The sequence below is a fragment of the Agrococcus citreus genome (genome assembly GCF_039527715.1).
GTDB lineage: Bacteria > Actinomycetota > Actinomycetes > Actinomycetales > Microbacteriaceae > Agrococcus > Agrococcus citreus.
Genome location: NZ_BAAAKK010000004.1, coordinates 2,092 through 19,917, shown reverse-complemented (window position 1 = coordinate 19,917; position 17,826 = coordinate 2,092). Strand labels below are relative to the sequence as shown.

Below are 17,826 nucleotides of genomic sequence, written 5' to 3'. Positions count from 1 at the left end.
CACCCAGATGAAGGTCAAGCTCACCCTGCACCGGTCGGTGGCCGATCCGACCGACGTCGTCATCACCGCCGACTCGACCGCGACCGTCGAGGACGTCGCCCGGCAGATCGCGCTCGCCGACCCGGCGCGCTCCATCCCCTTCGGCGAGGCCGACACGCTCACGCTCGCCGTCGCCCCGCCGACCGAGCAGTCGCTCGTGCAGCTGCAGCCCGACGCGCTCATCGGCGAGGCGCCGATCGGCTCCGGCTTCCACACGCAGGTCGTCAACCTCGGCGCGGGCGGCGCGCGCCGCGGCGGTCCGGCCGGCTCCGCGCTCGAGGTCGTGGCCGTGCTGCGCGCCGTCGGCGGCCCGCTCGCGGGCCAGGAGTTCCAGCTCGGACGCGGGCACGCGACCATCGGCCGCGACGCGTCGAACGACATCGTGCTCGCCGACCCGCTCGTGTCGAAGCGGCACGCGCGCATCGAGGTCGGCGCCCACATCGAGGTCGTCGACCGGGGCTCCGCGAACGGCGTGCTCGTCGACGGCGGACCGGTGTCGCGCCTCCGCGTCGTCCCCGGCGCTCGCTTCACGATCGGCGACACCGAGCTCGCCGTCTCGCTCGCGGGCGCGTTCGACGCATCCGGCCCCGATCCCGTGCTCGAGCGCGGCGGCGCGCTCATGTTCAACCGGAGCCCGCGCGTCGAGGCGCGCTACCCGGGCACAGCCTTCAAGGGCCCGCGGATGCCGAAGGAGATCGTCCAGCGGCTCTTCCCGTGGCCGATGCTCGTCACGCCGATCCTGCTCGCCGGCGCGATGTTCGCGATGACGAACAACCCGCGCTCGATCATCATCGCCCTCATGACGCCGCTCATGCTGCTCGGCAACTTCATCAACATGAAGACGCAGAACGGCCAGAAGCGCAAGTTCGAGGTGCAGATGTTCGAGGCGCGGTACGAGGAGCTCGAGGAGCTCCTCTACCGCGAGAAGCCCAAGGAGGAGCAGGTCCGCGGCATGGAGGTGCCGCCCGTCGCCGAGGTCTTCGAGCACGCGATGCGGCTCGGCCCGATGCTCTGGACCCGCAGGCCCGAGCACTGGAACTTCCTGTCCGTGCGGCTCGGCACGTGCCGCGCGGAGTCGCGCAACAGCATCAAGGACGAGGAGGGCCAGGACGGCCTGCCCGAGTACGTCGAGCGCGTCGAGCGGCTGCGCGAGCGCTACCGCTTCGTCGACGACGTGCCGATCGTCGAGTCGTTCCCGGCTGTCGGCTCGATCGGCATCGCCGGTCCCAAGTCGCTGACGGCGGATGCGCTGCGCGGCCTCGCCGTGCAGCTCTACGGCCTGCACGCCCCCAACGAGGTCGTCACGGTCGCGATCTGCGACGCGGAGTGGACGAGCGAGCTCGAGTGGATGAAGTGGCTGCCGCACACGACGAGCGAGACGAGCCCGTTCAAGGAGATGCCGCTCGCCGACTCGGCGACCGCCGGCACGGCGCTGCTCAACGCGCTCGAGGAGCTCGTGCTGGGCCGGTCGAAGCAGGCCTCGCCCGACCGCAAGACGCCGTTCGACGAGGACTGGGATCCCATGCGGTACGGCTCCGACGTCGAGCGCGCGGCGAAGGACACCGTGCGCGCGATCCAGACGTCGGTCGTGCTCGTCGTCACGAACGACGCGCCGGTCGACCGGCCCCGGCTCACGCAGATCCTGGAGCGCGGCGCCGAGGTCGGCGTGCACGGCGTCTTCGTCGCCCCGACCGTCGAGTCGCTCCCGGCGGTGTGCCGCAGCTTCGTCGACGTCACGGGCGGGCTCGAGGCCGCGCGCGTCGGCACGGTGCGGTCGGGCGTCGAGTACGAGGGCGCGCGGGTCGAGGGCGTCTCGGGCGAGTACATGCAGATGTTCGCGAAGCGGCTCGCCCCCGTCGTCGACGCGAGCATCGTGATCAACGACTCCTCCGACATCCCCGAGCAGGTCTCGTTCCTGTCGCTCGTCGGCCCCGAGCTCGCCGAGGACCCGAACGCGGTCATCGACCGCTGGCGGCAGAGCAACACGATCCTCGACCGCTCGGGCGGCGCGAAGCCGCGGCTCAAGAAGGCGGGCAGCCTGCGCGCCATCATGGGCCAGGGCGCGACCGACGCGATGACGCTCGACCTGCGCACCCAGGGCCCGCACGCGCTCGTCGGCGGCACGACCGGCTCCGGCAAGTCGGAGTTCCTGCAGGCATGGGTGCTGGGCATGGCGGCGGCGCACAGCCCCGACCGCGTCACGTTCCTCTTCGTCGACTACAAGGGCGGCTCGGCCTTCGCCGACTGCGTCGAGCTGCCGCACTGCGTCGGCCTCGTCACCGACCTGAGCCCCCACCTCGTGCGCCGCGCCCTCACGAGCCTGCGCGCCGAGCTGCACCACCGCGAGCACCTCTTCAACCGCAAGAAGGCGAAGGACCTGCTCGAGCTCGAGAAGCGGCAGGACCCCGAGACGCCGCCCGCGCTCGTGCTCGTCGTCGACGAGTTCGCGGCGCTCGCGGGCGAGGTGCCCGAGTTCGTCGACGGCGTCGTCGACATCGCCCAGCGCGGCCGCTCGCTCGGCATCCACCTCATCCTCGCGACGCAGCGCCCCGCGGGCGTCATCAAGGACAACCTGCGCGCGAACACCAACCTGCGCGTCGCGCTGCGCATGGCCGACGAGTCCGACTCGAAGGACGTCGTCGACGACCCCGTCGCGGCATCCTTCCCTCCCTCGCTCCCCGGTCGCGGCATCGCGAAGACCGGCCCCGGGCGGCTCGTGCCCTTCCAGTCCGCCTACGCGGGCGGATGGACGCGGCCCGACGAGGTGCAGGTCGCCGACGTCAAGGTGGCGGAGCTGCGCTTCGGCTCGGTGCAGCGCTGGGAGCCCGACGTCGCGCCCGAGTCCGACTCGCACGACGAGGACCTCGGGCCGAACGACCAGAAGCGCATCGTCCGCACCCTCATCGCCGCGACGCAGCAGGCTCGCATCCCGGCGCCGCGCCGACCGTGGCTCGACGACCTCGAGCCGACTGTCGACCTGCGCGACCTGCCGATCGAGGGCGACGCGAGGATCGTGCTCGGGAAGGCCGACATCCCGGAGCGCCAGCGCCAGGACGCCGTGTACTTCCACCCCGACCGCGACGGCTCGATGCTCGTCTACGGCACCTCCGGATCGGGCAAGTCGACGCTCCTGAAGACCATCGGCACGGCTGCCGGCATGCGGCCGGAGCTCGGCACCGCCGAGGTCTACGGGCTCGACTTCGCCTCGGGTGCGCTCAAGTCGCTCGAGGTGCTGCCGCACGTCGGCTCGATCATCGCGGGCGACGACGCGGAGCGCGTGCAGCGGCTGCTGCGATCGCTCGGCCGAGAGCTCGACCGTCGCGGCAAGGCGTTCGCGGCGGCGAACGCGGCGAACCTCAGCGAGTACCGCGACATCGTCGACCCCGAGGCGAGCCGCATCTTCCTGCTGCTCGACAACTTCCCGCAGTTCAAGGCCGACTGGGAGGTCACGAGCGCGCGCTCGCCCTTCTACCAGGTGTTCATGCGCATCCTGGGCGAGGGCCGGCCGCTCGGCATCCACGCCATCGCGACCGCCGACCGCTCCGGCGCCGTGCCGAGCGCGGTGAGCTCGAACGTCTCGCGCCGCGTCGTGCTGCGCCTGTCGGACGAGTCGGGCTACATGCTCGTCGGCGCACCCAAGGACGTGCTCGACGACCGGTCGGCGCCGGGCCGCGCGATCGTGGACGGCCTCGAGACGCAGGTCGCGGTGCTCGGCGGCACGTCGAACGTCGTCGAGCAGTCGAAGCTCATGGCACAGCTCGCCGAGTCGCTGCGCGAGCACGGCGCGAAGGACATCGAGGAGATCGGCGCGCTGCCGACCCGCCTCTCGCTCGAGCAGCTGCCCGACAGCGTCGACGACTTCCCGGTCATCGGCGTCGCCGAGGACACGCTCGCGCCGCGCGACTTCGACCCCATCGGCACGTTCATCGTCGCGGGCCCCCCGGGCGCGGGCAAGACGAACGCCATGAAGGCGCTCGTGATCGCGATGGAGCGCTTCGACCCGACGGTGAAGCTCTTCCACTTCGCGGGCCGTCGCTCGGTGCTGCAGGACTGGCGCCCGTGGGTGCGCAGCGTGACGCGACCGGATGCGGCGAAGGAGCTCGCGAAGGAGCTCGCCGAGATCGTCGCCGACGAGAGCGTCCCCGGCCGCATCATGATCGTGGTCGAGAACGTGCCGCAGTTCGCCGACTCCGACGCGGAGCGCGCGCTCAAGGAGCTCTTCCAGGCGATCAACCGCAGCGACCACCTGCTCGTCGGCGACGCCGACGTGACGCAGGTCACGGGCGGCTACGGCTTCATCGGCGACTTCAAGGCGGGGCGCAAGGGCATCATCCTCAAGCCCGACGCGTACGACGGCGACTCGGTCTTCAAGGTGCCGTTCCCCAAGGTCAAGCGCTCGGACTTCCCGGAGGGGCGCGGCATCTTCGTGCAGCAGGGCCGCGCGGTCACGGTGCAGGTGCCGCTCGTGCCCGACAGCGCCGCGCGACCGCCGGCGCCGGTGCTCGAGCAGGCATCGACGGCCGTCCAGGAGGAGGTCCCGGTGGGAGCCGCGGAACCCGCCTCGGCCTCGGAGTGACGGGCGCGCATGGGGAGTCCTCCCCATTGAGCGCGCCGGTGCCCGCGCATAGCGTGGTCGGCGGATGGTCCGGCTGGGCCATGATTCGGCAACGATGAGGGGAACAGACCGATGAGCGATTTCGGCGCATCATATTCTGAGATGGAGTCGGTGGCGGGCAAGCTCGACACTGGCCGCGAGGACATCTCGGGGGTCCTGAAGGACCTCAAGAGCCAGGTCGACACCCTGCTGGGTGAGGACTTCAAGACGCAGCACGCGTCGGGCAAGTTCGGCGAGGGCTACGAGGAGCTGACGACGGGCCTGGAGCAGGCCATCGAGGGCATCTCCGACATGGGCGAGGCGCTGCGCGGCATGATGCAGGCGATCCAGTCGCTCGACGAGCAGATGGCCGGCAGCTGAGCTGACGCAGCACGACGGGGGCCCGGCAGCGATGCCGGGCTCTTCGTGCGTCATGACCGGCGCATGGCCGGGCGCATCGATGGGCACCTCTGCCCATCGCGCTCCCAGCGTGCGGTCCGTAGGTTGTGGAGCACGCGGTCCGGTCGGGCTGCACAGATCGATTCGATGAGGAGACGCCAATGAGCGATTTCGGCGCATCATATTCTGAGATGGAGTCGGTGGCGGGCAAGCTCGACACTGGCCGCGAGGACATCTCGGGGGTCCTGAAGGACCTCAAGAGCCAGGTCGACACCCTGCTGGGTGAGGACTTCAAGACGCAGCACGCGTCGGGCAAGTTCGGCGAGGGCTACGAGGAGCTGACGACGGGCCTGGAGCAGGCCATCGAGGGCATCTCCGACATGGGCGAGGCGCTGCGCGGCATGATGCAGGCGATCCAGTCGCTCGACGAGCAGATGGCCGGCAGCTGAGCTGACCCACCACGACGGAAGGGGCCGACCGCGACGTCGGCCCCTTCCTTCGGCTCCGGGGCACGCGGCAGTGGGGACCTCTCCCCATCGCGGCGCCCCACCCATGTCCGTAGGTTTGACCCAGCACCCTTCCGAGGAGGAGAGCCATGAACGACGTCCTGGTCAAGTTCGCTGACCTCACCACCCTCAACGACGCGCTCAAGAAGATCGTCGAGGAGTTCGACAGCGCGGAGAAGCGCGCGGACGTGCTCGAGAGCGCGATCGGCGACCCCTACGGCCGCAACGACCTGCGCGAGGCGGTCGAGGACTTCGAGGACCGCTGGGACGACAAGCGCGACGAGCTCCGCGACGGCATCAAGAAGGTGCAGGAGCACGTCGAGGGCGTGATCCAGGGCTTCACCGACTGGGACGTCGAGACCGCCGCCAGCATGGAGCCGGCGCAGGGCTGAGCCCTGCCGCCCCGATCAGGAGACCTCGAATGTCGATGTTCATGCCCCCTTCCCCCGCTGGCCGGCCGATCGCGTACGTGTTCGGCGACCCCACGACGATCAAGGAGCGCGGCACCGAGATCGAGGAGCTCGGGCAGATGATGCTCGACAGCGCCTCGCAGCTGCAGGCCGTCTCCGACGGCTCCGACGGGCTCAAGGGCAAGGCGGTCGACAAGCTGCGCGAGGGCGTCGGCGACGTGCACGGCCGGCTCAAGGAGGCGGGCGAGCTCTACAAGCCCACGGGCCCCATCGTGCACGCCTACGGCGTCGCGCTCGAGCGCGAGCAGCCGCAGATCCAGGGCCACGTCGACACGTGCCAGTCGCTGTGGGAGACGTACATCGCGCTCCCGGGCTCGGTCGAGCCGCGCGGCACGGGCGGCTGGTTCCAGCCCGACGCCGACAGCCCCGAGGCCGAGCAGCAGGCCGCGGAGGACAAGGCCAAGAAGGATGCGTTCGACGCGTGGGAGGCCGAGGCCAAGCGCTTCGACAACGACTACGACCACTGGGAGTCGGCGTTCGACACCGCTGCGGGCAACATCGACGAGACGCTCGCGGGCAAGATCAAGGACTCCTTCTGGGACAACCTCGACGGCTTCGTCGCCGGGCTCGTGAAGGTGCTGCAGGTGGCGGGCATGATCCTCGCGGTCGCGGCGCTCATCATCGGTGGCCCGATCGTCGCCGCGATCGCGGCGGTCGTCGCGGTGCTGACGCTCGTGCTCACGATCTACCAGTACGTGCGCAACGACGCGGGGAAGCTCGACCTCGCGCTCGCGATCGTCGGCGTCATCCCCTTCGGCAGCATCGGCAAGCTCGCGCAGGGCAAGGCGGGCGTCATGCCCTTCGTCGCCGACGTCGCCGGCGGTGCGTTCAAGCCCTCGACGTACTCCGCCGCGGCGCAGCAGCTTCGCACCATCAGCATGGCCTCGCGCTTCGGCGGCGGCGGCCTCTCCGGACTCCGATCCGGTGCGGGCGCGCTCTGGCAGCTCAACAACCCCGAGGGCTTCGGCACGGTCATGACGCGGCTGCTGACGGGCAAGACCCCCGGCGACTTCGCCGAGCTGTCGAAGTCGTTCGGCGAGGGCTTCGAGGCGATCACCTGGATCCCCGGCGCGTTCGACTTCACGCACGGCCTGTTCGGCAACGCGCTCAAGCTCGCGAACTACGGCACCCAGTTCGCCGGCACCGAGGGGCTGAGCGAGAAGTTCCCCGTGCTGCCGTTCCTCGGGTTCTGACCGATAGGTTCGATCGCATGGTCGACGCTTCGGGATGGCACGTCACGGCGAGCTCGACGGCTGCCGGTTGGCTGCCCGTCCCTGACGAGCCCGACCCTGCCGCTCGCTCGCGCTGGGTCGACGCGGCCCGCGACGAGCTGCGCGCCGACTGGGGCGACCGCTGGGCGCCCGAGCACGAGGTGCTCGTCAGCGCGGCGCTCGAGCACGCGCTCGAGCGCCGCGAGCCCGAGGACGTCCTGTGCTTCCAGCTGTGGCCGATGCGGCTGCCGTTCGCGGCGCTCGTGCACGTCGCCCTGATCGCGCCCATCGCGGAGGGCGAGTGGGACGGCATCGCGGGAGAGCTCGCGCCCATCGAGCTCTCGGGGGTCGGACCCGGCGTGCAGCGCGCGTTCGCGGTGCCCGCGCCCGACGGCGAGGGCCAGCTCGTGGGCATCGACCTCGTGTGCTCGGGGCTCGACGCGGCCCTGCTCGTCCGGCTCGAGCCGACGATGGTCGACATGCTCGCGGTGGTCGCGCCCATGGTGCTCGGTCTCGCCGACGCCATCGAGGTGACCGGTCCCGACGGCGCGCGGCTGCGGTCGCTCGAGCCCGCCGGCGCTCGCGTCGGCTCCGCCACCACCTGGTCGACGGAGGAGACGGCATGACCGAGGGCACGATCGAGCGCGTGAGCCTGCGGGAGGCGCTCGGCGCACCCGCGGACCCCGAGTTCTCGCTGCACCTGCCGCCCGGCTGGGAGCGGCGGCCCGTCACCGACGAGGAGCGCGACCGGCTCATCGCCGGCACGCGCAAGCGCCTCATGGAGCAGCACCGCCCCGAGCTGTTCGGGCAGATCCGCGCGTCGCTGCTCGAGGCCTTCGCCAACCTGGCGCGGGCGGGCGCGGTCGGCTACTTCGCACCCGCCGAGGACGCTCCCGACGCGGCGTTCCTGCCCGCGTCGCTCACGGCATCCGTGCTCACGCCGCCCGTCGGGCTGTCGATGGACGAGGTCGTCGTCTCGGCCATCCGCGAGCGCGGCGCGACGCCGCTGCACGGCGACAAGCGCTTCGTGCGCTTCGAGCAGCGGCAGACGCTCACGGAGGGCACGAGCCGCGTCGTCGCGGGCAGCGTCGTCTACCTCACGCCCATCCCCGGCACGGCGCGACGTCGAGCCCTGCAGCTGACGCTCACGCTCTTCTGGCCGGCGGAGGGCGACGACGACGCGGAGGAGCTGCGCCTGCTGCGGGCGCTGTTCGACGCGTGCGTCTCGACGCTCTCCTGGCACGCCTCGACCGACTGACGCGCTGCGTCGAGCCGCCGCGATGGGCAGTCCTGCCCATTCTGCGTCGGTGCCGACGGCCGTAGCGTCGCGAGTGGCCGATGGCGGCCGCCGGGAGGCGCGATGAGCGACATCAGGATCACCTACGCGGTGCTCGACGGCGCCGTGAGCCGCCTCGACCTCGTCGCGCTGCAGCTCGCGGGCACCGACGCCACGAGCGAGGCGGCTGCGGCAGCGGTGGGCCACGACGGGCTCGCGGCACGCATCCGCACGTTCGCCGACAGCTGGGACGACAACCGCGAGCGCATCCGCGAGTCCGCGGAGCAGCTCGCCCGATCGGTCGAGGACATCGCCGCCGCGTTCCGCGCGACCGACGCGCGACTGGCGGCCGACGGTTGAGCCTCGAGGGGCTGTCGGGGCACTGGGCCGCCGTCGAGGGCCACGGGGAGGCGTACGTGCGGACGGCCGCCGCGATCGAGCAGGCGATCGAGCACCTCGCGGTGATCCGCGACGAGGACGAGACGGTCGCGAGGGCGTTCGAGCGCGTGCGCGACACGGCGGGGGAGGTGTCGGAGAAGATTGCGCTCGCGTCGTCGCGCTACGAGATGACCGGGCTCGCGCTCGTCGACTACGCCGAGGAGCTGCGCGCCGCGCAAGCGCTCGCCGACGAGGCGATCGAGCGGTGGGACGCGGCCGACGCGGGTGCGGATGCGGCGGCGACCGAGCGGGCTCGGCTCGCGGCGCTCGCGCTCGACGACGGGGATGCGGACGCGCGGGCCGCGCGCATCGCCGCGCAGCACGCCGTCGAGGTGGCGCATCTCGCGGCGCGCGACGATGCCGAGGCGGCATGGCGCGCCGCCCGCGACCGCAAGGAGGATGCGGCCGAGCGAGCGGAGGCGCGCATCGTCCACGAGCTCGTCGGCTCCGCGCTCGACGACTCCTTCTGGGACGACGTGCGCGGCGCGATCAGCGATTGCTTCGACGCGGTCGCCGACGCGCTCCTCGAGCTGCTGCAGTCGCTCGCGGCCTGGGTGCTGCTGTCGATCGCCGTGCTCGTCGCCGCGGCGCTCGCGATCGTGCTCGCGACGACGGGGCTCGTCGGCCTGCTGCTCGGCGGGCTCGCGCTGCTCGTGCTCGCGACCTGGGTCGCGAACGGCGGGGCGGCCGCGTTCGTGCGCACCCTCGTGCGCACCGGCTCGCTCGAGGCGGCGCTCGTGGCCGGCGTGCTCGCGTGGGCCGTCGCGACCCTCCCCGGCATGGTCGACTGGCTCGTCGAGGGCGACCGCGGCACGCCGGTGCTCGTCTGGCACGGCGAGCTGCCGCCGACCTCGAGCGCCGCCGGCAGCGCGGGCGACCGGCTGGCGCGGCTGCAGGCGGCCAACCGCGCCGCCGACGCGCACGCGGGCGGGCCGGGCGAGCTCGACCCGTCGGCGTCGACGATGATCACCGTCACCGCCGTGACGACCGGCAGCGGCACGGTCTACCGCGTCAGCATCCCCAGCACGCAGTCGTGGATGCCCGGGTCGCCGTCGCTCAACGACATCCACGGCGATGCCGCCGCGAAGCTCGGCACCGAGCCGACGGGCCTCGAGCTCGCGGTGCGCGAGGCGATGGACCGGGCCGGCGTCCCGGAGGGCGCGAGCGTGCTGCTGTCGGGCTGGAGCCTCGGCGGCATCACGGCCGCGAACCTCGCCGCCGATCCAGGCTTCGCCGCCGACTTCGACATCGACGCGGTCATCGTCGCCGGCGCGAGCATCGACGACGCGCCCGTGCCGACCCACATCCCGGTGCTCGCCTTCGAGCACGGCGGCGGTGGCGCGTTCGACGGCTCAGCCCTCCAGCTCGGCGCCGACCCCGTGCCCCTCACCGAGGACCCGGCGAAGCGTCGTTTCGACACCGACCCGAACCGCACGGTCGTGCGCTCCGTCGCCCCCGACGGCACGGGGGCGGTGTCGCACGACGGGCTCGCGTACCAGCTGACGATGCAGCAGCAGGGCGATCTCGCGGGCTCGACCGCCGCGACGTGGATGGCCCTCCACGACCTCGACCGCTACTTCACGGGCGTCGAGCGCGCGCACGCCTCGATCTTCGTGCGAGGCCGGTGAGATGGCGTCGGTGGGGAGGGACGCCGCTGTCGAGGCGGCCGTCGCGGCGCTGCCGGGCGTGCTCGCGGTCGAGGCGGCGGTCGTCGTCGACGGGTTCCCAGGGCGTCGGTCCGCACGCGTGCACGTGACCGTCGCCGACGGCGACGGGGCGGATGCGGTCGGCGCGGTCGCGCGCGCGGCGCTCGACGCCCTGCGCGCCGGGCACGGCCCCGCGATCCGCACGAGCCTCGCGATCGTCGTCGACGGCGCCGACGGCGTGCGCCGTCCGATCGAGGCGCGCGCGGTGATCGCCGCGGCAGCGCTCGACGGCGCCGCGGCAGCCGGCGACGAGGTGCTGCTCGGCGCGCAGACGCGGCAGGCGGGAGGCGCGTGAGGCTCGTGCTCGCGCTGCCCGGGCGCTGGTTCCGGATGCCGCTCGGCGATCCGGCCGCGGGGGAGCGCATCCGCGAGCTCGCTACCGAGCTCGTCGGCGGCCGAGACGACCGGGCCGGCACGCGCATCGCGCTGCGCCGCCGGCTCGAGGCGGCGCTCGAGCGCGCCGGGGCGGGCGGGGCCGAGCAGCTGCACCTGGGGCTCGCCCTCGAGCCCGACGTGCCCATGCCGGCCGTGGCATCCGTCTACCCCGGCCTGCCGGTGCCGGCCGAGAGCGCCGACGCCGACGTCGTGCTCGCCGCGCTCGTGCCGCTCGTGCTGCGCGCCGCGCACGAGCCGGCGGGCGGCACGGCGACGCCGGGCGACGACGATCGCGTGTTCGCGGCCGGTCGCTCGCGGATCCTGCGCCGACCCGCCGTGCGCGACGTGCAGGCGGATGCGTCGACGGGGAACGCGCCTGCGAGCGGCACCGCGCCTGCGGCCGGCACCGTGTCTGCGGCCAACACCGTGCCCTCGCTCACGATCGACTACTGGCTGACCGTGCCGGGGGAGCGGCGGGCGGCGCTGCTGCACCTCGACCTCCCGCTGCTCGCCCCCGCCGCGCTGCTGCTCGCGCTCGGCGACGCGATCGCGCTCGCCGCCCGATTCGAGCCCACGGGCGGACTCGCCGAGGAGCTGCGGGCCGACGCTTGACCGTGCAGCCGCGGTGGCCCTATCCTTGATCGGGTGTGCGCACACGCGCGCCCTGCGTCATGCGCGGGGCTCGGGCGGGCAGCACTTGGGCCGCGGACTCGAGTCCGCGATCCCCCACGGCATATCCACCACCCGCGAGGAGTGCGCGAGAGCGCGCGGTGGATGCACCGATGGAGCCGGCGAAGCCGGCGAACCACATCGAATCGCTGTCACCGTGCAGCAGGAAGAAGCAACGTGCCCACTATCCAGCAGCTGGTCCGCAAGGGTCGGTCGCCGAAGGTCTCGAAGACCAAGGCGCCCGCGCTCAAGGCGAACCCCCAGCAGCGCGGCGTCTGCACCCGCGTCTACACCACCACCCCGAAGAAGCCGAACTCGGCGCTCCGCAAGGTCGCCCGCGTGAAGCTCTCGAACGGCACCGAGGTCACCGCCTACATCCCCGGTGAGGGCCACAACCTCCAGGAGCACTCGATGGTGCTCGTCCGCGGCGGTCGTGTGAAGGACCTCCCCGGTGTGCGCTACAAGATCGTGCGCGGCGCGCTCGACACCCAGGCCGTGAAGAACCGCAAGCAGGCTCGCAGCCGCTACGGCGCGAAGATGGAGAAGAAGTAATGCCTCGCAAGGGTCCCGCCCCCAAGCGCCCGGTCGTTGCTGACCCCGTCTACGGCGCACCGATCGTCTCGCAGCTCGTCAACAAGATCCTCCTCGACGGCAAGAAGGGTCTCGCCGAGCGCATCGTCTACGGCGCCCTCGCCGGCGTCGGCACCAAGTCCGGTCAGGACGCGGTCGTCGTGCTCAAGAAGGGTCTCGACAACATCCGTCCGACCCTCGAGGTGAAGTCGCGCCGCGTCGGCGGCTCGACCTACCAGGTCCCCGTCGAGGTCAAGCCGCACCGCGCGAACACGCTCGCGCTCCGCTGGCTCGTCTCGTACGCCAAGGCTCGTCGCGAGAAGACCATGACCGAGCGCCTCATGAACGAGATTCTCGACGCATCCAACGGCCTCGGCGCCGCTGTGAAGCGCCGCGAGGACACGCACAAGATGGCCGAGTCGAACAAGGCCTTCGCGCACTACCGCTGGTGATGGCCCTGGTGCGCTCCCGGCCCACGGCCGGGAGCGCACCGGTGCGACAACCGCAACTACCCCCGCTCCATCCACTCATCGGAGGAACCCTGTGGCACAGGACGTGCTCACCGACCTGAACAAGGTCCGCAACATCGGCATCATGGCCCACATCGATGCCGGCAAGACCACGACGACCGAGCGCATCCTGTTCTACACGGGCGTCAACCACAAGATCGGCGAGACCCACGACGGCGCCTCGACGACCGACTGGATGGAGCAGGAGCAGGAGCGCGGCATCACGATCACGTCCGCTGCGGTGACCTGCTTCTGGGACAACAACCAGATCAACATCATCGACACGCCCGGCCACGTCGACTTCACGGTCGAGGTCGAGCGCAGCCTCCGCGTGCTCGACGGCGCGGTCGCGGTGTTCGACGGCAAGGAGGGCGTCGAGCCCCAGTCCGAGACCGTCTGGCGCCAGGCCGACAAGTACGACGTGCCCCGCATCTGCTTCGTCAACAAGATGGACAAGATGGGTGCCGACTTCTACTTCACGGTCGACACGATCATCAACCGCCTCGGCGCCCGGCCGCTGGTCATCCAGCTGCCGATCGGCTCCGAGAGCGCGTTCGAGGGCATCGTCGACCTGGTCGAGATGAAGGCGAAGACCTGGCGAGGCGACTCCAAGGGTGACGTCAAGATGGGTGCCGAGTACGCGATCGAGGAGATCCCGGCCGACCTCAAGGAGAAGGCCGAGGAGTACCGCAAGGCGCTGCTCGAGACCGTCGCCGAGACGGACGACGCGCTCATGGAGAAGTACTTCGAGGGCGAGGAGCTCTCGGTCGCCGAGATCAAGGCCGCCATCCGCAAGATGACCGTCGCCTCGGAGATCTACCCCGTCCTGTGCGGCTCGGCGTTCAAGAACCGCGGCGTGCAGCCGATGCTCGACGCCGTCGTGGACTACCTGCCCACGCCGCTCGACGTCCCGGCCATCCCCGGCCACGACGTCCGCGACGAGGAGGTCATCATCGAGCGCCACGCCGACCGCGAGGAGCCGTTCGCGGCGCTCGCGTTCAAGGTCGCCGTGCACCCGTTCTTCGGTCGCCTCACGTACGTGCGCGTCTACTCGGGCCACGTGCCCTCCGGTGCCGCGGTCGCGAACTCGACCAAGGGCAAGAAGGAGCGCATCGGCAAGATCTTCCAGATGCACGCCAACAAGGAGATCCCGGTCGAGTCGATGACCGCGGGCCACATCTACGCGGTGATCGGCCTCAAGGACACGACGACCGGCGACACGCTGAGCGACCCGGCCAACCAGGTCGTCCTCGAGTCGATGACGTTCCCGGCACCGGTCATCGAGGTGGCCATCGAGCCGAAGACGAAGGCCGACCAGGAGAAGCTCTCCCTCGCGATCCAGAAGCTCGCGGAGGAGGACCCCACCTTCCGGACCGAGAACAACCCGGAGACGGGTCAGACGGTCATCAAGGGCATGGGCGAGCTCCACCTCGACATCCTCGTGGACCGCATGAAGCGCGAGTTCAAGGTCGAGGCGAACGTCGGCAAGCCCCAGGTCGCGTACCGCGAGACCATCAAGGGCACCGTCGCGAAGTTCGACTACACGCACAAGAAGCAGACGGGTGGCTCCGGCCAGTTCGCGAAGATCCAGATCAAGCTCGAGCCGCTCGACCTGTCGGGCGAGGAGAGCTACGAGTTCGTGAACGCGGTCTCCGGCGGTCGCATCCCTCGCGAGTACATCCCCTCGGTCGACGCGGGCATGCAGGACGCCATGCAGGTCGGCGTGCTGGCAGGCTTCCCGACGGTCGGCATCAAGGCGACGCTGCTCGACGGCGCCGCGCACGACGTCGACTCGTCGGAGATGGCGTTCAAGATCGCCGGCTCCATGGCCTACAAGGAGGCTGCCCGCAAGGCGCAGCCCGTGCTGCTCGAGCCGATCATGGCCGTCGAGGTGCGCTCGCCCGAGGAGTACATGGGCGACGTCATCGGCGACCTGAACTCGCGTCGCGGACAGATCCAGTCGATGGACGACGCGCAGGGCGTGAAGGTCATCAAGGCCCTCGTGCCGCTGTCCGAGATGTTCGGCTACGTCGGCGACCTGCGGTCGAAGACCTCGGGCCGTGCCGTCTACTCCATGGAGTTCTCGACCTACGCCGAGGTGCCGCGCGCAGTCTCGGACGAGATCGTCCAGAAGAGCAAGGGCGAGTGACCTTCGGGGCGGCTGTGAGGCCGCCCCGGGGCACCGCCCACCCGCGGTTTTCGCTGAGACCCGCGACGGAAGTACCATTGATCACTACCACCCGAACGCTCTGCCGCGACGCGGCGGTGCAATCATGAGAACAGTCCTAGGAGGACACAGTGGCTAAGGCCAAGTTCGAGCGGACCAAGCCGCACGTCAACATCGGAACGATCGGTCACGTCGACCACGGCAAGACGACGCTGTCGGCTGCGATCTCGAAGGTCCTGGCAGACAAGTACCCGTCGGCCACCAACGTGCAGCGCGACTTCGCGTCGATCGACTCCGCTCCCGAGGAGCGCCAGCGCGGCATCACGATCAACATCTCGCACATCGAGTACGAGACGCCGAAGCGCCACTACGCGCACGTCGACGCTCCTGGTCACGCTGACTACATCAAGAACATGATCACGGGTGCAGCGCAGATGGACGGCGCGATCCTCGTGGTCGCCGCCACCGACGGCCCGATGGCGCAGACGCGCGAGCACGTGCTGCTCGCCAAGCAGGTCGGCGTGCCGTACCTGATGGTCGCGCTCAACAAGTCGGACATGGTGGACGACGAGGAGATCCTGGAGCTCGTCGAGCTCGAGGTCCGCGAGCTGCTCTCGAGCCAGGACTTCGACGGCGACAACGCTCCCGTCGTGCGCGTCTCGGCGCTCAAGGCGCTCGAGGGCGAGGAGAAGTGGGTCGACGCGATCGTCGAGCTCATGCAGGCCGCTGACGACAACATCCCGGACCCGGTCCGCGACCGCGACAAGCCCTTCCTCATGCCGATCGAGGACGTCTTCACCATCACCGGCCGTGGCACGGTCGTGACGGGTCGCGCCGAGCGCGGCACGCTCGCGATCAACTCCGAGGTCGAGATCGTCGGCATCCGCGCGACGCAGAAGACCACGGTCACGGGCATCGAGATGTTCCACAAGCAGCTCGACGAGGCATGGGCCGGCGAGAACTGCGGTCTGCTCCTCCGCGGCACCAAGCGCGAGGACGTCGAGCGCGGCCAGGTCGTCGTGAAGCCGGGCTCGGTCACGCCGCACACGAACTTCGAGGGCACGGCGTACATCCTCGCCAAGGACGAGGGCGGCCGTCACAACCCGTTCTTCACGAACTACCGCCCGCAGTTCTACTTCCGCACCACCGACGTCACCGGCGTCATCTCGCTGCCCGAGGGCACCGAGATGGTCATGCCCGGCGACACCACCGACATGACGGTCGAGCTGATCCAGCCGATCGCCATGGAGGAGGGCCTCGGCTTCGCCATCCGCGAGGGTGGCCGCACGGTCGGCGCCGGCACGGTCACGAAGATCATCAAGTAGTCATCTGACTGCTGCACGAGGGGGTCCGGCTTCGGCCGGGCCCCCTTCGTCGTGCGCGCTATCGTCGCAGCGTGCTGCGCGACGAGTTCGAGGGCTTCTCCGACAGGCTTGCCGGATGGGCGGCAGCGGCCGACGGCGTGCTCGGGCTCTTGCTGCTCGGCAGCACGGCGGCGACGACGCATCCGCCCGACGACTGGAGCGACCACGACTTCTTCGTCATCGTCGAGCCGCGGGTCGCCGCAGCGCTGCGAGCGAGCAGCGCGTGGCTGCCCGCGCGCTCGGCCACGGTGGTGCTGCACGAGCGCGACACCGCGCACGGCGCGTGGGTCGTCTACGGCGACGGCCACCTGCTCGAGTACGCCGTCTTCACGCTCGAGGAGCTCTCGGCGAGCCGCAGCGGGGCCCATCGCATCGCGGTCGACCGCGTCGGCGACCTGGATGCGCGGATCCGACCGACGCTCGAGCCGCCGCACCGCGACCCGCGCACGATCGCCACGGGCCTGCACCGCTCGCTGCTCGTCGGCGGCGGGCGCGCGGCGCGCGGCGAGCGGCTGGTCGCGCGGCGCCACCTCGTCGATGCCGCGGGGGCGCTGCTCGCACTGGCGTCGATGGTCGCGGAGCCCGGGCGCCCGCTCGGCGATCCGCAGGACCCGTGGCGCCGCGTCGAGCGGAGCGACCCCTCGCTCGCCGCGGCGCTCGACCGGATCCTCGCCCGCAGCGATGCCGCTGCCGCCCTCGAGCTCGCCCAGCTCGCGGAGCGCGTCGCGGGGACGCGCTCGTGGTGGCCCGCCGGGCTCGCCGCAGCGGTCGCTGCCCGGCTGAGCGCCATGCGCGGCTGACCGCGGCTGGACGCGCGTCGTCATGGCGCGGAGGATGGAGCCATGGCAGAGCCGAAGACCAAGCCGACCGACGCGAGCGTGCCCGACTTCCTCGATGCGGCGCAGCCGGCGCGACGCGTGGAGGAGGGGCACCGGCTCGCGACCATCATGCGCGAGGAGACCGGCGTGGAGCCGGTGATGTGGGGGCCGTCGATGGTCGGCTTCGGCTCCTTCCACTACGTCTCCGCGTCGCGCACGTCGACGGCGGAGGGCGACTGGCCGAAGGTCGCCTTCTCGCCCAGGAAGCGCGCGCTGACGCTGTACGGCCTCAAGGACCAGCCGGAGGGCGCCGCGCTCCTGCCGGAGCTGGGCGGCTACACCGAGGGTGCCGGCTGCGTCTACGTCAAGCGGCTCGAGCAGGTCGACGAGGACGTGCTGCGACGGCTGATCCGCATCGCGTGGAGCCGCGAGGACGATCCCGCGCGCTGACGGGGAGCGACGAGCGCCCGGGCGGGCACAGGCCGCCCATGCCGCAGCGCGCACGGTCGCGCAAGCGTGTGACGGTCCGCGACGCCGTGCGACGCAGCGTGACGCACGCATGGTGCGGTCGCCCGTCGGCGCTGGGAGCGTGGGGGCTCCCAACCCGAGGAGATCCCATGAGCACGACCACCGCATCCGTCACCGACATCACCGCCGAGGCTCGCGACGCGCGCCTCGACGCCGCCGAGCGGGCCTGGGGCGAGCGGCTCGGGCC

At 71.4% G+C, this 17,826-nt stretch carries 17 protein-coding genes; all 17 read left to right on the top strand.

All coding sequences use genetic code 11. The features are described 5' to 3' along the window. Positions 1–7: 7 nt before the first annotated feature. The 17 genes from ABD106_RS07145 to ABD106_RS07065 all read left to right on the top strand — a co-directional run bounded on the left by ABD106_RS07145 (position 8) and on the right by ABD106_RS07065 (position 17,561). The gene (locus ABD106_RS07145; protein ID WP_343918840.1) at positions 8–4,615 is read left to right on the top strand and encodes a type VII secretion EssC family protein; all 4,608 of its coding nucleotides are present in this window, start codon (positions 8–10) and stop codon (positions 4,613–4,615) included. A 111-nt stretch (positions 4,616–4,726) separates the two neighbouring features. Next, on the top strand, positions 4,727–5,014 hold the full coding sequence (locus tag ABD106_RS07140) for a WXG100 family type VII secretion target (protein WP_343918838.1): 288 nt from the start codon (positions 4,727–4,729) through the stop codon (positions 5,012–5,014). A gap of 179 nt (positions 5,015–5,193) precedes the next feature. Further along, complete coding sequence (locus ABD106_RS07135; protein WP_343918838.1) at positions 5,194–5,481, top strand: WXG100 family type VII secretion target; 288 nt, start codon at positions 5,194–5,196, stop codon at positions 5,479–5,481. A gap of 146 nt (positions 5,482–5,627) precedes the next feature. Further along, positions 5,628–5,930 (top strand): hypothetical protein, encoded by a 303-nt coding sequence (locus tag ABD106_RS07130; protein WP_343918836.1) that lies wholly within the window; start codon positions 5,628–5,630, stop codon positions 5,928–5,930. A gap of 35 nt (positions 5,931–5,965) precedes the next feature. Continuing rightward, on the top strand, positions 5,966–7,201 hold the full coding sequence (locus tag ABD106_RS07125; RefSeq protein WP_343918834.1) for a hypothetical protein: 1,236 nt from the start codon (positions 5,966–5,968) through the stop codon (positions 7,199–7,201). Between the two features lie 17 nt (positions 7,202–7,218). Beyond that, positions 7,219–7,845 (top strand): hypothetical protein, encoded by a 627-nt coding sequence (locus ABD106_RS07120; RefSeq protein ID WP_343918832.1) that lies wholly within the window; start codon positions 7,219–7,221, stop codon positions 7,843–7,845. Continuing rightward, entirely contained in the window at positions 7,842–8,477 is a 636-nt protein-coding gene (locus ABD106_RS07115) for a hypothetical protein (protein WP_343918831.1), read from the top strand. Before ABD106_RS07120 ends, ABD106_RS07115 begins: the two co-directional genes overlap by 4 nt. A 102-nt stretch (positions 8,478–8,579) precedes the next feature. Further along, a complete protein-coding gene (locus ABD106_RS07110; protein WP_343918830.1) occupies positions 8,580–8,855 on the top strand; it encodes a hypothetical protein in 276 nt (91 codons plus the stop codon). Further along, on the top strand, positions 8,852–10,561 hold the full coding sequence (locus ABD106_RS07105) for a hypothetical protein (protein WP_343918828.1): 1,710 nt from the start codon (positions 8,852–8,854) through the stop codon (positions 10,559–10,561). The genes ABD106_RS07110 and ABD106_RS07105 overlap by 4 nt, the downstream gene beginning before the upstream one ends. A 10-nt stretch (positions 10,562–10,571) precedes the next feature. Beyond that, positions 10,572–10,934, top strand: coding sequence for a hypothetical protein (locus ABD106_RS07100; protein ID WP_343918826.1), 363 nt, complete (start codon positions 10,572–10,574; stop codon positions 10,932–10,934). Then, positions 10,931–11,626 carry a hypothetical protein gene (locus ABD106_RS07095; protein WP_343918824.1) on the top strand — a complete coding sequence of 232 codons (696 nt, stop codon included), beginning with the start codon at positions 10,931–10,933 and terminating at the stop codon, positions 11,624–11,626. Before ABD106_RS07100 ends, ABD106_RS07095 begins: the two co-directional genes overlap by 4 nt. Before the next feature lie 234 nt (positions 11,627–11,860). Continuing rightward, entirely contained in the window at positions 11,861–12,235 is a 375-nt protein-coding gene (gene rpsL / locus ABD106_RS07090) for a 30S ribosomal protein S12 (RefSeq protein WP_021010916.1), read from the top strand. Then, positions 12,235–12,705 carry a 30S ribosomal protein S7 gene (rpsG, locus tag ABD106_RS07085; protein ID WP_072315044.1) on the top strand — a complete coding sequence of 157 codons (471 nt, stop codon included), beginning with the start codon at positions 12,235–12,237 and terminating at the stop codon, positions 12,703–12,705. The genes rpsL and rpsG overlap by 1 nt, the downstream gene beginning before the upstream one ends. Before the next feature lie 91 nt (positions 12,706–12,796). Further along, positions 12,797–14,911 carry an elongation factor G gene (gene fusA / locus ABD106_RS07080; RefSeq protein WP_343918819.1) on the top strand — a complete coding sequence of 705 codons (2,115 nt, stop codon included), beginning with the start codon at positions 12,797–12,799 and terminating at the stop codon, positions 14,909–14,911. 149 nt (positions 14,912–15,060) lie between these two features. Further along, the gene (tuf, locus tag ABD106_RS07075) at positions 15,061–16,254 is read left to right on the top strand and encodes an elongation factor Tu (protein ID WP_343918817.1); all 1,194 of its coding nucleotides are present in this window, start codon (positions 15,061–15,063) and stop codon (positions 16,252–16,254) included. A 71-nt stretch (positions 16,255–16,325) separates the two neighbouring features. Continuing rightward, the gene (locus ABD106_RS07070) at positions 16,326–17,093 is read left to right on the top strand and encodes a hypothetical protein (RefSeq protein WP_343918815.1); all 768 of its coding nucleotides are present in this window, start codon (positions 16,326–16,328) and stop codon (positions 17,091–17,093) included. A 42-nt stretch (positions 17,094–17,135) separates the two neighbouring features. Further along, positions 17,136–17,561 (top strand): DUF1801 domain-containing protein, encoded by a 426-nt coding sequence (locus ABD106_RS07065; protein ID WP_343918813.1) that lies wholly within the window; start codon positions 17,136–17,138, stop codon positions 17,559–17,561. Positions 17,562–17,826 lie beyond the last annotated feature (265 nt).

Coding starts and splice junctions, on each gene's coding strand:
- ABD106_RS07120 (WP_343918832.1), top strand. CDS start 7,219: ATGGTCGACGCTTCGGGATGGCACGTCACGGCGAGCTCGACGGCTGCC.
- ABD106_RS07110 (WP_343918830.1), top strand. CDS start 8,580: ATGAGCGACATCAGGATCACCTACGCGGTGCTCGACGGCGCCGTGAGC.
- ABD106_RS07145 (WP_343918840.1), top strand. CDS start 8: ATGAAGGTCAAGCTCACCCTGCACCGGTCGGTGGCCGATCCGACCGAC.
- ABD106_RS07065 (WP_343918813.1), top strand. CDS start 17,136: ATGGCAGAGCCGAAGACCAAGCCGACCGACGCGAGCGTGCCCGACTTC.
- ABD106_RS07140 (WP_343918838.1), top strand. CDS start 4,727: ATGAGCGATTTCGGCGCATCATATTCTGAGATGGAGTCGGTGGCGGGC.
- ABD106_RS07135 (WP_343918838.1), top strand. CDS start 5,194: ATGAGCGATTTCGGCGCATCATATTCTGAGATGGAGTCGGTGGCGGGC.
- ABD106_RS07130 (WP_343918836.1), top strand. CDS start 5,628: ATGAACGACGTCCTGGTCAAGTTCGCTGACCTCACCACCCTCAACGAC.
- ABD106_RS07125 (WP_343918834.1), top strand. CDS start 5,966: ATGTTCATGCCCCCTTCCCCCGCTGGCCGGCCGATCGCGTACGTGTTC.
- ABD106_RS07115 (WP_343918831.1), top strand. CDS start 7,842: ATGACCGAGGGCACGATCGAGCGCGTGAGCCTGCGGGAGGCGCTCGGC.
- rpsG (WP_072315044.1), top strand. CDS start 12,235: ATGCCTCGCAAGGGTCCCGCCCCCAAGCGCCCGGTCGTTGCTGACCCC.